Origin of the sequence: Parasalinivibrio latis, from assembly GCF_036825535.1 — a bacterium.
GTDB lineage: Bacteria > Pseudomonadota > Gammaproteobacteria > Enterobacterales > Vibrionaceae > Parasalinivibrio > Parasalinivibrio latis.
This window is the reverse complement of the sequence record NZ_CP098812.1, coordinates 3403949-3418040: the sequence shown is the minus strand read 5'-3', so window position 1 is coordinate 3418040 and position 14092 is coordinate 3403949. Positions and strand designations below refer to the sequence as shown.

General features: G+C 52.9%; 11 protein-coding genes. 5 read left to right on the top strand and 6 right to left on the bottom strand.

What is annotated here, in order from left to right:
- The first annotated feature begins 5 nt into the window (after window positions 1–5).
- Both NF212_RS15420 and cysC read left to right on the top strand, forming a co-directional pair.
- Complete coding sequence (locus NF212_RS15420) at window positions 6–1733, top strand: SLC13 family permease (RefSeq protein ID WP_434357141.1); 1728 nt, start codon at window positions 6–8, stop codon at window positions 1731–1733.
- Window positions 1734–1753: 20 nt separating this feature from the next.
- On the top strand, window positions 1754–2380 hold the full coding sequence (gene cysC, locus NF212_RS15415; RefSeq protein ID WP_434357139.1) for an adenylyl-sulfate kinase: 627 nt from the start codon (window positions 1754–1756) through the stop codon (window positions 2378–2380).
- A 58-nt stretch (window positions 2381–2438) separates the two neighbouring features.
- Here cysC and NF212_RS15410 read toward each other — a convergent pair whose 3' ends face one another.
- The 6 genes from NF212_RS15410 to NF212_RS15385 form a co-directional block, all read right to left on the bottom strand.
- Complete coding sequence (locus NF212_RS15410) at window positions 2439–3356, bottom strand: TIGR03899 family protein (RefSeq protein WP_434357137.1); 918 nt, start codon at window positions 3354–3356, stop codon at window positions 2439–2441.
- 293 nt (window positions 3357–3649) lie between these two features.
- Window positions 3650–4153: a DUF3299 domain-containing protein gene (locus NF212_RS15405; protein WP_434357135.1), complete on the bottom strand. Its 504-nt coding sequence runs from the start codon at window positions 4151–4153 to the stop codon at window positions 3650–3652.
- 10 nt (window positions 4154–4163) lie between these two features.
- Window positions 4164–5417 (bottom strand): ABC transporter permease, encoded by a 1254-nt coding sequence (locus NF212_RS15400; RefSeq protein ID WP_434357133.1) that lies wholly within the window; start codon window positions 5415–5417, stop codon window positions 4164–4166.
- Window positions 5414–6100, bottom strand: a complete 687-nt coding sequence (locus tag NF212_RS15395) for an ATP-binding cassette domain-containing protein (protein WP_434357131.1) — start codon at window positions 6098–6100, stop codon at window positions 5414–5416. The genes NF212_RS15400 and NF212_RS15395 overlap by 4 nt, the downstream gene beginning before the upstream one ends.
- A gap of 49 nt (window positions 6101–6149) precedes the next feature.
- Window positions 6150–6875 (bottom strand): zinc uptake protein ZrgA, encoded by a 726-nt coding sequence (gene zrgA / locus NF212_RS15390; RefSeq protein ID WP_434357129.1) that lies wholly within the window; start codon window positions 6873–6875, stop codon window positions 6150–6152.
- A 490-nt stretch (window positions 6876–7365) separates the two neighbouring features.
- Window positions 7366–7920: a YtfJ family protein gene (locus NF212_RS15385; protein WP_434360897.1), complete on the bottom strand. Its 555-nt coding sequence runs from the start codon at window positions 7918–7920 to the stop codon at window positions 7366–7368.
- A 294-nt stretch (window positions 7921–8214) separates the two neighbouring features.
- On the opposite strand from NF212_RS15385, the gene NF212_RS15380 reads away from it, so the two are divergent.
- From NF212_RS15380 to tamB, 3 genes are all read left to right on the top strand, one after another.
- On the top strand, window positions 8215–8418 hold the full coding sequence (locus tag NF212_RS15380) for a DUF1107 domain-containing protein (protein WP_434357127.1): 204 nt from the start codon (window positions 8215–8217) through the stop codon (window positions 8416–8418).
- A 206-nt stretch (window positions 8419–8624) separates the two neighbouring features.
- Window positions 8625–10343 carry an autotransporter assembly complex protein TamA gene (tamA, locus tag NF212_RS15375; RefSeq protein WP_434357125.1) on the top strand — a complete coding sequence of 573 codons (1719 nt, stop codon included), beginning with the start codon at window positions 8625–8627 and terminating at the stop codon, window positions 10341–10343.
- Window positions 10340–14074 (top strand): autotransporter assembly complex protein TamB, encoded by a 3735-nt coding sequence (gene tamB, locus NF212_RS15370; RefSeq protein ID WP_434357123.1) that lies wholly within the window; start codon window positions 10340–10342, stop codon window positions 14072–14074. Before tamA ends, tamB begins: the two co-directional genes overlap by 4 nt.
- The last annotated feature ends 18 nt before the right edge of the window (window positions 14075–14092 follow it).

Below are 14092 nucleotides of genomic sequence, written 5' to 3'. Positions count from 1 at the left end.
GAGTGATGACATGGGAGCAGGCAGTTGTCGCCGTGTTGCTGGTGGCGTTGGTCACCTGTTTGCTGGCAACCCGGGTAAAACCCGCCTGGTTGTTTGCCGGTGCGGCATTTGTCGCTTTCCAACTGGGGCTGACTGACATCTCGGAAGTCAGCCACAACTTTACCAACCCGTCACTGCTGACACTGGTATTGCTGATCCTGACCTCCGCGGCCCTTGAGAAAACCCGGCTGATAAGCTGGGTTGCCCGGCAGTTGTCCCAAGGGCGGCTGGCGTCGGTGGTGGCGAAAATGGGGCTGTCGACGGCATTTCTGTCATCGTTTACCAACAACACCGCCGTGGTGGTTTCCCTTATCGGGGCGATTAAACGCAACCAGAGACATGCGCCTTCGAAGCTCCTGATCCCGCTCTCCTATGCGGCGATCTTCGGTGGCACCCTGACCTTGATCGGCACATCTACCAACCTGATTATCAACAGCTTCGTTGAAGATGCCGGGCTTCCCAGCCTGGGCTTTTTTGCCCCGACGTTGATCGGGCTTGCTGTGTTGTTTGGCGGACTTATGATCCTGGTGCCGATGTGCCATTTCCTGCCTACCAGGGATGAGCAGGGTGAAGATGACCTGCCTTACGTGCTTGAAGCCAAGGTTGACCGGGTTTCCCCCCTCGCGGGTAAAACTGTGGCGGAAGCTGGACTGAGGGCGCTTCGCCGGTTGTATCTTGCGGAAATTGACCGCAACGGCACCACGATTGCCCCAGTAAGTCCGGATACCCTGATTTATGCCGGTGACCGCCTGCAGTTCTGCGGTGACGTGGAAAGTGTCGCAACCTTGCAAGAAATTCCGGGGCTGGAGTTGTTCGGGCAGCACCACATCAACGGGCAAAACCTACTTGAAACAGTCATAAGCCAGAGCAGTGCCCTGGTCGGGCAAACCCTGAAAGAAAGCCAGTTCCGGGAACACTATGATGCCGTAGTTGTCGCCATCCGGCGCGGGCATGAACGACTGGCCGGCGGGCTTGGCAACATCGAATTGCGTGCCGGCGATACGCTGGTGCTGGTGCCGGGCAAGTCTTTCTGCAAGGGAGGGAAGAAGCTTGACCGGGAGTTCCTGCTGATTAATGGCCTTGATTCAAGCACCCGGTTGACCTCCCGCCACAGTATGGGTGTACTGGCCGGGTTTGCTGCGGTTATCGGTGCGGCGTTGCTGGATATTCTTCCAATGCTCAATGGCCTGGCGGCCTATCTGCTGGCATTGCTGCTGACCGGCACCGTAAACCTCAATGAAATCCGCCGCCGGTTCCCAACAGATGTGGTGATTATTGTCGGGTCAGCACTAACCATCGCCCATTTGATGATCACAACCGGGTTGTCTGAAAAAATCGGCCTGTTGTTTATGGAAGGCTTTAACGGCTGGGGTGTTTATGGGGCGCTGGTAGCAACATACCTGATGACCCTGGTCCTGACGGAGCTGGTTACCAACAACGCTGCAGCTGCCTTGGCATTTCCTATCGGCTACAGCCTGGCGGTCAGCTATGGTGTTGAACCTATGCCGTTTATCATGGCGGTACTTTTCGGGGCGAGTGCCAGCTTTATTTCCCCTTACGGTTACCAGACCAATCTTCTGGTTTACAGTGTGGGGAACTACCAACTTAAAGATTACCTGCGGATTGGGGTACCGGTATCCATTGTCTATTCGGCGCTGGTACTGACCCTGATCCCCTTGGTGTTTCCGTTTTAACCGATGACAGGGAAAGGTTTATGAGTTCAGTGCGCCAGCCGCACCACGACGAAAACGTGGTCTGGCACAAACACAATATCGACAAGCAGTACCGGTCTGACAGCAAGCAGCAAAAACCTTGTGTGCTGTGGTTTACCGGCTTGTCTGGATCCGGTAAGTCGACAGTGGCCGGGGCACTGGAAAATGCACTGGCTGAGCTGGGTGCCCACACCTACCTGCTGGACGGGGACAATGTCCGCCATGGCCTTTGCCGGGATCTCGGTTTTTCCGATGAGGACCGTAAAGAAAATATCCGCCGGGTAGGGGAAGTGGCAAAGTTGATGACAGATGCCGGGTTGATAGTGTTATCCGCCTTTATCTCCCCGTTCCGTGCCGAGCGCCAGTTGGTGCGTGACCTGCTGCCGGAAGGCGAGTTTATTGAAGTCTTTGTTGATACACCACTGGAAGTATGTGAGCAGCGGGATCCAAAAGGGCTTTACCAAAAGGCAAGGGCGGGGGAGATCCCTGCGTTTACCGGGATCAGCTCGCCTTATGAGGCTCCTGAGAATGCAGAGATCCGCCTGCAAACCGCCACCGGCTCGATAGACGAGCAGGTAGAGCAGTGCCTTGCAGAGCTGTTGAAACGCGGCATTATCAAGCGGGGTTAGCCCTGCATGTCTTTGACTAAAGGCGCCGCAACTGGCGCCTTTGCTGTCTCTGGCTCTGCTAAATGGTGAAAGAGAGCTGGCTTCCCTTGCCGCTTTCGACTTCAAATGCGACCGCAAGCAGGTTAATCACATCATCGAGGTAGTTTTGGTTGAACTGCCTGCCGACGAGACGCGCAAGTTCATTGCCCACAGGGCTGAAGCGGTAGTAAAGGATGCGGGTTTTCTGCTTCACCGGTGTCAGCATGTATTGCTTGTTGTGGTAGTGCAGGGGCATTGGCGGGTGCATTTCAATCACGCCGGATTCCAGTTCAGTACGCATAATCAACCCCAGCTCCACCAATTGCATCAGTGACGAGTAAGAGAGTTGGTAATCGCCAAGGGAAAGGCGCTCGGGCTTACTGGGTTTGAAAAGCTGCTTCCACCCGGCTTCCACCCGGTAGCCGGTAATTATTTTCCGCGAACTTTCATTGCCAAAGCTGGTAGCGAGGGCACATGCCCGCTGCAGAAGCTGGGCTTCTCGGTGGGTAAGATCCCTGAGGATTGAGAGTGCTTTGAGGGATGTTGCCCCCGGCTGCATGACTTCCAGTTTCAGGATCTGGGCCCACAAGCGCTGCATTGCAGTGCCGGAAATATTCTGCGCAGCATCGAAGAAGCGGGTGAGCCAGTCGGGATCCGGCTCCCTGGCGCTTTCATCCTGGCAGCTTTCATAAGCCATTTTCAGAATGCGTTCAAGGTTGGCTTGCTGTCGCTGCCTGAGCATATCGGCGCGGTGTTGGGTGCGTTCCGGCAGGTCTTTTTCTGTATGCTCTTCAATGAGAGCCCCCAGCCAGTGGTGTTCAGCAATACGTTTCACCTGTTTCTGGCTGCTTTTTGCGCGCTCAGCGTCGCCATGTCTTTTGTGTTGCGCTTTTTCATCGGTAGGGATTTTTTCGACTGCCGGTTTTTCCACGGGAACGGGAGCACATTTGACTTCCATGGTAACACCCTCAACAGAAACACTTTTTTACCTGTCCACGTCTCATAATGCCACGCGGAATGAATGTTGGGAATGTTAATTGCATTTATATTCTGTTAACATAAATGCAACCATCGTCGGGAAAAGAGAGCCGATGCGTAAGTTTAAAGTGAACCCGCTCAATGCGATTATTGTTCTTACCTACATAGGTACCCTGGCCTACCTGTCCCGCTATATTGTCTGACCGACATGCGGTAATGATGACAGGCAGGTAAATATCAGGTGCCGGGGCATCTATTGTCTGTTTATCGCCATCACTCGTCGTATGGCATCAGGTTTTCACCTTCCAACAGGTATCCCACTTCGGCAAGTTCGTGGCTGACTTGTTCAGTCTTCAGCGTTCCCATCACGTATACAACATCCCATAACTGCTGTATCGGCGCACCATCCTTAAACTTTACATAGACGATTTGGTTTGGGGGCGGAGGGGGAACATGAATACAGGCTCCCATGTAGGGAACCAGCAGGAACTCCGTCACTACCTTGTCATCACCTTCAAGGGGTATGACAAAACCGGGGATCTTCACAAAACTGTTGTTGAGCTCACCGCGTACTGAGCCAACCCGGTTTTGCTGTGCTGTCATATCAGAATTGTGGCTGACATTTGGCTGAATGGGCATCCCCCCGGGCGTGAACATATTGCGCTCGTTTTCTGGCACAAGGTCAATCCAGTCCAGTGTCAGAGGCTGGTCGGCCCAAGCAGGGGCACTCAATGACGGGATAAAAATAAACAGCCAGAACAGCGGCCAACATTTCATGTTCTACTCCTTAAACTCGCATTGTCATGCCGTCGGACAGGGAGCGCTTGCAAGCGAGCAGCGCAGGGACGACACCAATAATGACTCCACCGGCTAATATCAGACCGGCTAACATCCATTCGTATTCCGATAATCCCCGGATTGGCAGCAATAAGCCATAGTTTGCCGAAAGGATTGGGCTGGCTATCGCCAGAATGCCATAAAGCAGGGCAATTCCCAGAACTTCCCCGGCAAGGGTCAACAGGGTGGCTTCACTCATCAGCAGGGTGAAAATGTGTACAGGCTTAGCACCGACGGCGCGCAGTATTGCCATTTCACGGCGCCTTTCGTTAAGTGTGCTTAGCAAGGTGGAAAGCATGCCGAGCAAACCGGCTACCACAACAAAAACCGATACGACGAGAAGCGCCTGCTCAGCGACAGACATCATCTGCCACAGCTCATGCAATGCCACACCGGGCATGATTGCGGTCAGGGGTTCCTGCCGGTATTCATTGACCTCACGCTGGACAGCGAAGGCTTTGAGACGGGAATTCAACCCAAGAAGCACGGCAGTGATCTGCTCTGGCTCCAGCTTGTAATTGTCAATCTGGCTGGGATCAGGCCCTTTACCCAACCTGGCACCGGACTCCCAGCCGATATGGATAGCTTCAATCCCCGCCAGCGGCACATGGACACTGCGATCAACCGGGGTACCGGTTGGGCTGAGGATGCCGGTAACGGTGAACGGCAGGTTGTCATGACGGGCAAATTTCCTGTCGGCTATGCCATGAGCGATGACAATTTCATCCCCGACGTTGTAGCCCAGCTCTTTTGCAACTGAAGAGCCGATTACGGCATCCAGGGTTTGGGAAAATGCTTTGCCCTCTTGGAACGCAAGCGGCTGTTTGTAGCCGTATTTGTAGTGGGCAAAATAGCTCCCATTGGTACCGACTACCCGAAACCCCCGGTGTGAATCCCCCAGGGAGATGGGAATCGCCCATTTAACGGAAGGGTGCCCGGTGAGATGCTGGTAGCTGTTCCAGTCAATATTGTTGGTAGCATTGCCGATACGAAACACCGAGTAGAGCAGCAGGTTTACCTGCCCGGAGCGGGCCCCGACGATAAGGTCGGTACCGGAAATGGTATTGGCAAAGCTCGCTTTGGCTTCAGTCCGGATTCGTTCGACACCTAACAACAAGGTGACTGATATGGCAATGGTAAACAGGGTGAGGAGCGCCGTTGCACGTCGGTTGACCAGGCTTTTCAGCGCCAGTTGCCACATCATGCCTGTCCCCTTACCCGGTTGATTTCCAAGAGTTCGATAGTGCGATCAAAACAGGGGGTGAGTGCCGGGTCATGGCTGACGAAAACCAATGTACTGCCGGCACGATGACATTCGTCCATCAGCAAATCGATAAACTGTCGGCGGGTATCAGTATCCAGTGCCGATGTGGGTTCGTCAGCAATAAGAAGTTCAGGCTCCCCAATAAGCGCACGGGCTGCCGCGACCCTTTGTTGCTGGCCAATGCTCAACGCAGTCACCGGCCTGCTGAGCAAGTTTTCAGGCAGACCGAGTGCGACAATCAGCTTTCGGGCAATGTCGGCAGTGTCACCCCCGGCTCTTTGCCGCCGCGTTGCAGAAAAGCGAAGTGGCAGCAGAATATTTTCCGCAACCGTGAGGTAGGGGAGCAGGTTGAACTGCTGGAAAATATAGCCGATATGGTTTGCCCGGAATGTATCCCGCTGGGATGCACCGAGATCTTGTGTAGATTGCCCCAAAACGGAAACATCACCTGAGTCAGGCACCGTTATCCCGGCCAGTAAACTTAACAGGCTGGATTTACCGCTGCCGCTAGGTCCCTTAATCAGTACTTTTTCGCCTGCTTCAATGACCAGGGAAGGAATATCCAGTACTTGGGAATCGCGGTTCCAGCCAAAAGCCAGATGATTGATTGTGATGACTGCCATAACACCTACCTGGCGACGGAATCCCGCCGCCCTTATATTTGCGGGGACTTTATCTCAATGATATGACAGATTTATCTTTGTCCAGCTCTGCGGCAAATTGCCCACGCTCTGTAATGGCCTGGGCCTCGATTTCCCCGGTTGCAGGGAAGTGGGTAAACCAGTTCACCTTCACTGACTCAAGTTTGTCCATGTTATCGCACTTGAATTCATAGCTGGCCGTGAATCCGGCATGGCCGCTTTCTGGTTCATGGTGTTCACCATGTTCATCATCGTGATGATCATCATGTTCATCCGCATGATGTTCATCGTGCTCTTCATTATGGTGTTTTTCATGTTCATCATGGTCATGCTGTTCGTGTTCGTGTTCGTGTTCGTGTTCGTGTTCGTCATGACCTTCGCCTTCATGGTGGTCGTGCTCATCGCCATAGGTGTGGTCTACATCAATGCTTGCCAGGCGACAGCCGGCTTCACGGTTAGGGATAAGAAGTTTGCCACCCAGCTGGAGCTTGGCGATACCTTCTTCCAGTTCATGGTGCTGTTCTTCGTTTTGCAGCGCGTGCTCAAAGCCGATGACATCCGCGCCGGGTGCGGTGATTTCAGCCAGGAGAAGGTTTTGGTCCTGGGCAAGGTGAAGTTCCACCACGCCATGCTCGTGCGATTCATGTTGGGTAAATTCGTGCTCGTCGGCGTGCACGGCTGCGGATAAAACGGATGCCGAGAGCAGCGTCAGTGAAAAACCTGCCAGCGGGAAGAAAGGTGTCTGTCGAGATGACATGTCGCCTCCGGATATTCTGATAAAAGTTAATAAGATAAGTGTGGCTTAAAATCAGGATTCCAGGGCGGTGCTCGGCTGAATCGTGTTGGCGTGTGCCGCGTAAATGGTGCGGGTAACAAATCACGGGTGTATGGCGTATTGTCTGACAGCCATATTGTGACAGGAAGAGTATAGCCTGTTGCTGACGTTGTTATAGTTAGGCAAAGGTGACATTCGGTTTCCGGGTGATCTTCCGCGATCTCGGCGATCAGGTGCTCTGCCCAGGCCAGCTGGGAGAAAACCAGTGAAAACAGTAGAAGTAGGGTCCGGATTAACCCGCCTGTCCTTAGCATGACGTTCCATCGTCTCTCTGAGATGCTATAACATAACAAATACCAAAAGGCGTTGTGAACCAAAAGTAAACGAAAAGTAGCTATGCCAATCAGTTTAACTGAAGAATTAACCTCATTGGTTTATGGCAGCCCTAACCCTGAAGGGCTGCCGTCAGGAATTATTGCAGTGCGGTTTTCAGCATAGAGAGTACATCAGAGATTTCCTGCTCAGTCAGTGCGCCGTCTTTGGCAAAAAGTACCTTACCGGATTTATCCAGCACGATAATGGCATTGCTCTTTGCTTTTAGGTCCCAGGCTTTGGCAACCTTTCCATCAGCGTCAAGGATAAATGAAGACCAGCTGAATTCCTCCTTGCTGTCCTCGACCGATGATTTCACAAAACCACCGGTTCCCCAGACCGCATCGTCCTGGTTCACGATAGTGGTGGTTTGGTATGTGTCTTTCGGTAAGCCTGCGGTTTTCAACGCCTCAATTATCGGGCCATTTATCTCTTTGGCACTGGAACGCCCGGCCATTGCCTGGACTACCCGGACTTTACCCGGAAGCTGTGCTGCGCTCCATGGCTGGTAGGTAATTGAACCATCAGTGAGCATCAGTTCCCCTTTGTCGTCCACTTTGACGGCTGGCACCGGCTGACCGACAGTCAGGTTATGCGCCTGTGCAATCCACGGAAGGGCTGCCAGGGTGAGAGCGAGAGTTAACTTCTTATTCATTTTCATTATTTTTCCATCGTCTTCTTATACAGGTTAACGAATAAGTTCATTAACCAAGTAGTTGAATATAATTGGATTATCTTAAATGGCCGGTCTGACCACTTATTAAAGCTATCACCGAATTGCTATTTGCGCCCAGTTCTGATTAACATAATTGAAACAAATGGCGGGCAACATCGCCGATGTTTGCTACGATAAGGGGTGGCAATCTTAAAAATAATAATAACTGTGGCAAGAGTATTGCCTTGAATTCAAGGAAGCTTGCAACGGACACGCGTCAAAAAGGAAAGGCATATGTTACGCATTTTTCAACAATACCGGCCGCGCCAGATCGCCCGGTATGTCAGGAACTTCCACCGGGGGCAGCTGTATATTGAAGGGGTGGGGGAGTTTGAATTTGATGGTGGACGCATATTGCCTCCCCATAGCCACAGCAAAAGGCTTATGTCTGTAATGAGCGAAGTAAATGCTCAGATCAAGCTGATGGCACCTGCCTGAGAAACCGGCGTACTGACCTGAAAAGCTGCCAGAAAGGCAGCTTTTTTGTTTTCGGGGTGTTAGCAAAATGAGGAGACGTTTTGCCTGTTTACGGTTATCTGCCCTAATTCCTAAAGATAATATCCCCACTCTCTTATCACGCCGTGCAATAAGTAATATGCTGTCGGGAAAAAATCGCCTTCATTAAAACGACACAATGCTCCTGAATGAAATTTAGAAAATTCTGTGCAGGTATGTTTGTCCTGCTGTTGTCTTGTCCGTTTCAGAGCCACGCAAGTATCGATCTGGATATCCAAGGCCTGGACGGGGAACTCAAAGACAACGTTGACGTATATGTGGATGCAATCCCGGAGCGTGACTACCAGCTGACCCGCAGGTTCCAGGAACAACTGGAACAGGAGATCCGTAAGGCTCTGCAGGCGCTTGGGTATTTCAATCCCACCATCAAGTACGAGGTGACCGATCAGACGTCTGCCAAAGACGCCGATGTCACTGTGACTATTGATCCCGGTATGCCGGTGCGCATCAAGGCAGTGGATCTTAAGATCTCCGGTATGGCCGAAGAGGATCCGGACTTTATTGCCTTAGAGAAGAGCGCACCGAAAGTGGGCTCTATCCTGAACCAGGGCAGCTATGAGTCCCTGAAATCTTCCATACGTAACCTGGCGCTTAAAAAAGGCTACTTCGATGCAGAATTTACCCTGAGCAAACTGGAAGTGGCTCCAGGTCTGAATGAAGCATTTATTCGGCTGCATTTTGCCAGTGGCAAGCGTTACAAGTTTGGTGCGGTGACCTACAAGAACAGCCAGATATGGGATGACCGTATGGTTAACCTGGTTCCGTTCAAAGAAGGCGATTACTACGAAGTTATCAAGCTCGGGGAGTTTAACCAGAACCTTTCAAGTACCGGCTGGTTCTCTTCTATTGCCATCACCACGCCTTTTAAACAGGAGAAAGACGAAGTCCTCCCTGTTGATGTCGCTCTGGAACCTGCTCCGCGTAACAAGTTTGAAGTCGGTGTCGGTTACTCAACCGATGTGGGCCCAAGGCTTAAATTCAACTGGAAAAAGCCTTGGGTAAATGCCCGCGGTAACAGCTTTTCCAGCAACCTCTCTGTTTCTGAGCCGGAGCAGACGTGGGAGGGCAGCTACAAAATTCCTCTCGACCGAGTGCTGACGGAGTATTTCCTAGCTCAGGTTGGTGTGCAGAATATCAATCAAAATGACACCCAGAGCCTTGAAGTGACCGGGTCAGCTTCACGGCACTGGGCGCTCCGTAACAAGTGGCAGGGCAGTGTTTTTGTCCGCTGGCTCTATTCTGACTATACCCAGGGCCTTGATGAAAACACCACCAACCTGATTTTGCCGGGAATTAACCTCAGCCGTACCCGGGCCCGGGGTGGGGTGATGCCATACTGGGGGGACAAGCAGTCCCTGACCTTGGAGGTGGGTGAACCGCTTTGGGGATCTGATATCAGTATTGTTCGCCTTCTGGGGCAGACCACTTGGATTCGGGGCAATGAAAATCACAGAGGTATTGTCCGGGTCAATGGTGGCTGGATGGATACCGACAACTTTGAAAAAGTGCCACCGTCCATGCGTTTCTTTGCCGGTGGTGACAACAGTGTCCGAGGCTATAAGTACCAGTCAATTTCGCCCCTGGATTCATCGGGGCAACTTGCTGGTGGCCGCTACCTGGCGACAGGTTCACTCGAATACCAATACCGGGTTTACGGTAACTGGTGGGTTGCAGCCTTTACCGATGCCGGTGATGCCTGGGATAACTCGCCGGACTGGAAACGTTCTGCCGGCCTGGGTATCCGGTGGGCTTCCCCGGTTGGCCCGGTGCGCTTCGACGTTGCCCACGGCTTTGAAAACGAAAATGATGAAGTCATGATCCACTTTACTTTGGGGCCTGAGCTATGAGTCGTTGGCTTTTGCGCCTGACATTCGGTCTTATTCTGACCATTTTTGCCCTGATAGGCCTGGTTGCGCTGGTTGTGGCAACCCCGGTTGGTGTTAAGCTGGCGCTGTGGGGAGCGGAGCAAGCCCTGCCGGATTTCAAGGTTGAGGAGAGTGAAGGGGCACTGCTTGGCGGCTTTACCCTTAAAGGTATCCACTATAAAGATGACCTGATGGCAGTCGGTGCCCGAGACGCCGAAATTAACCTGCGAGGTAAGTGTTTGCTTACCCCGGCGCTTTGCCTGGATGCGGTGAAACTGGACGGTGTGACATTCAGCATGCCGGAGCTGCCGCCACCTTCCCCTGAAAGTGAAACACCGTCTGAACCCGTGACCTCTGTCAACCTGCCGTTGCCGGTAGTGGTTAAAGGTCTGGTACTGAATGATATTTCGCTCGATATTCTCGGTAACCGGGTAAGCTGGAAGCATTTTGAATCCGGCGCCAGCATGTCCGGTGACAAGTTAGTGCTTACTCCCACCAAGTGGGATGGAATCCGGCTTTCCCTTGCAGAAAGCAAGGCGGAGGAGAAAGCCACGGAGAAAAAACCGGCTACTGACGAGGGCAAACCACTGGAGTTGCCCGAAGTATGGATCCCGCTTTCAGTGGATGTTGAGCGCTTTACGGTCACTGACTTTGAGCTGGTTAAGCCGACACCTTACAAGGTGAAGCGCCTGGCCCTCAGTGCCACTGCATCCGGCAATGACGTGTCGGTTAAAAAGCTTGAGCTGGACGTGCCGGAAGCCAGTGTTGCGTTGGACGCCACTGCTTCTCTCAAGGGTAACTACCCTCTGACGCTGGATGGCGAGGTTGATCTTAAAATGGCGCCAGTCCAGAAGCATACCCTGATACTGGATGCGTCTGGCGATCTGGCGGGCCTTAAACTGGATGCCCGTTTGAACGGCGTCCTGAAGGCGGCATTGAAAGGCAAGCTGGATGTGCTTGACCCGTCGCTGCCGTTTAACCTCAAACTGGACAGTCAGCATGTGCAGTGGCCAATCCAGCAGAAGGCAGATTTCGCCGGCGACAACCTTACGCTCACGGCGAAAGGTTCCCTTGATACCTATCGGTTCGATCTCAAGGGAGAGGTTTCCGGGACGACTATCCCAACTGTCAATGCCGGTTTCAAGGGGCAGGGAACACTGAAAAGGGTCGACCTGACAACGCTTTCCCTGGCAACCCTAGGCGGCACGCTTGATGGCACGGCCCGAGTTAAATGGGACCCATCTGTAAGCTGGGGGGCGGCGCTGGACTTTGTTGATATCCAACCTGGCCAGCAATGGCCGGAAGCCGAAGGGAAGCTGAGCGGTAAGGTGATTACCAGCGGCCACCTGACATCTGCGGGAGGCTGGCAGGTGAAAGTTCCCTTGCTTGACGTGGACGGCGTGCTTCGCCATTACCCACTGAACCTTCAGGGTAATCTGGATGCCAGCGATATCAGAGGAAAGGGGGACATTTCCCTCAAAACCTCCGGGCTCTCCCTGACTCACGGGCCCAATACCTTGACTGTAAACGGCAAACTGGACAAAAACTGGGATATCCGCGCCAGACTGGCTTTTCCAGAACTTTCAGCCACCGTACCGGGCCTAAAAGGCGCTGTGGACGGGAATGTATCTCTCTCTGGTGCCATGAAAACACCGGATATTGGCCTGGATCTGAAAGCTCGCAAAGTGGACTGGGACAACCAGGCAAGTCTGGATTCACTGTCGATTCAAGGGCAGGTAACCCCCTTGCCTACTGCATCGGGCAAGCTGGTTGTTCAGGCGGAGCATGGTGCTTTCCAGGATTCCGTGACCCTGAAATCCATGATGCTTGATGTTTCAGGCACCGAGGCAAACCATCGGCTCAGCCTTGATCTCAAAGGCAAGCCAGCGGGTGTGCAACTGGTTCTGGACGGCCACCTCAACCGCAAGACAGGTTGGAATGGGATACTGGAATCGAGTGAACTTGACTCTCCGATTGGCAAATGGGTGCTGAACAAGGCCACTGCCTTGGGATTTGATTTCAAGACCCAGTTGGCGTCTGTCGGTGCCCACTGCTGGCAACAGGGGAAAAGTTCGCTTTGCCTGACCAAGGATGCCCAGGTTGGTGAAAAAGGTGCCGCTTCTTTGGCACTGAACGCGTTTGACTTCAATCTGATTAAGTCTTTTTTACCACAGGACACCGCGTTGACGGGTACAGCTGATGCGACTGTAGATGCTGCCTGGGCACCCGGTACTGCGCCTTCTGTGACTGCGCGGGTCAAACTGCCAAAAGGTCAGGTTACCCAGCAGTTGGATGTGCCAATATCGGTTGGATGGCACGACGTTGAACTGGATGCTGACCTCAAAGACAACGTGCTGAATACCCGCTGGTTATTGCCGGTTACAGACAACGGCCAGATAAGTGGCAACCTGACGCTGGATAACCTGGACTCAGAGAATCGCCAGGTGAAGGGTAAGCTGGATATCGACAAGATTGACCTGGCATTCCTCGGCGCTGCTGTAGAGCCGGAAGCTGAGCTGGCATCCAATGTCAATGCCAGGCTCACCTTTAACGGCCCGATGCTGAAACCTGCGGTGTTTGGTTCACTGGTCGTGGATGGCATCAAGGTTAATACCACGCAATCCCCGATACTGGTAAACAGCGGCAAGCTGGCACTGCTCTTTAACGGTGACAATGGCAAGCTTGATGGCAAGCTGGTTACGCCCGATGGTGACCTTAACCTTGCCGGTGATGCTGACTGGGAAAAACTGGATGCCTGGCTTGCCAATCTCAATATCAATGCCAACGAACTGGCAGTTCAGCTCCCACCGATGGTCTCTTTGTATGTTACGCCAAACCTGACACTGAAAGCTGTGCCGGGCAAGGCAACAATCTCAGGTACGGTTGTGGTGCCAAAAGGTTCGGTGATTGTTGAAGAGCTGCCGGCATCTGCGGTAAGCCCATCCAGCGATCTGGTGATCCTCAACGACAAACTGGAGCCGGTGACTGCTGCCGACAAGATACCTCTTGCCATTGATGCAGACATCCAGGTTGTGATTAAAGATGATGTGCGTCTTGAAGCGTTTGGCCTTCAAACCAAACTGGCGGGTAACCTCCGGGTTCAGAATAAGGACCAGGGACCGCTGATTAATGGCGATATCAACCTTATTGACGGTACCTACCGCTCATTTGGGCAGGATTTGCAAATCCGTACCGGCAAGATTTTCTTCAGTGGCCCGCCGGATCAGCCTTACCTGAACATTGAGGCAATCCGTAACCCGGAAAGCACAGAAGATGATGTGATTGCCGGTATCCGGGTGACCGGCCCGGCTGACTCCCCTAAGGTGGATATCTTCTCTGATCCGGCCAAGCCACAGGCAGAAGCGCTTTCTTACCTGCTTCGGGGCCGCAGCCTCGACGGAGAATCGGATGCCAATATGAGCTCAATGCTTCTGGGCCTCGGCCTTGCCCAGAGCGGCAAGCTGGTAGGCGAGATCGGAAAGGCATTTGGTGTGCAGGATCTGCGTCTGGATACTGCCGGTACCGGTGATGATCAGAAGGTGGAAGTCTCCGGCTATATCCTTCCTGGGTTGCAAATCAAATACGGTGTCGGGTTGTTTAACGCCATGGGCGAATTTACCCTTCGCTACCGGGTAATGAGCAATCTGTACCTGGAAGCGGTATCCGGGCTCAGTAACGCCGTCGACTTGCTGTATCAGTTCGATATCAAGTAAGGAAGGAAATAACCGGTT

Excerpts from the sequence above, each read along its gene's own strand:
- NF212_RS15420 (WP_434357141.1), top strand. The coding sequence starts at position 6 with ATGACATGGGAGCAGGCAGTTGTCGCCGTGTTGCTGGTGGCGTTGGTC.
- cysC (WP_434357139.1), top strand. The coding sequence starts at position 1,754 with ATGAGTTCAGTGCGCCAGCCGCACCACGACGAAAACGTGGTCTGGCAC.
- NF212_RS15410 (WP_434357137.1), bottom strand. The coding sequence starts at position 3,356 with ATGGAAGTCAAATGTGCTCCCGTTCCCGTGGAAAAACCGGCAGTCGAA.
- NF212_RS15405 (WP_434357135.1), bottom strand. The coding sequence starts at position 4,153 with ATGAAATGTTGGCCGCTGTTCTGGCTGTTTATTTTTATCCCGTCATTG.
- NF212_RS15400 (WP_434357133.1), bottom strand. The coding sequence starts at position 5,417 with ATGATGTGGCAACTGGCGCTGAAAAGCCTGGTCAACCGACGTGCAACG.
- NF212_RS15395 (WP_434357131.1), bottom strand. The coding sequence starts at position 6,100 with ATGGCAGTCATCACAATCAATCATCTGGCTTTTGGCTGGAACCGCGAT.
- zrgA (WP_434357129.1), bottom strand. The coding sequence starts at position 6,875 with ATGTCATCTCGACAGACACCTTTCTTCCCGCTGGCAGGTTTTTCACTG.
- NF212_RS15385 (WP_434360897.1), bottom strand. The coding sequence starts at position 7,920 with ATGAATAAGAAGTTAACTCTCGCTCTCACCCTGGCAGCCCTTCCGTGG.
- NF212_RS15380 (WP_434357127.1), top strand. The coding sequence starts at position 8,215 with ATGTTACGCATTTTTCAACAATACCGGCCGCGCCAGATCGCCCGGTAT.
- tamA (WP_434357125.1), top strand. The coding sequence starts at position 8,625 with ATGAAATTTAGAAAATTCTGTGCAGGTATGTTTGTCCTGCTGTTGTCT.
- tamB (WP_434357123.1), top strand. The coding sequence starts at position 10,340 with ATGAGTCGTTGGCTTTTGCGCCTGACATTCGGTCTTATTCTGACCATT.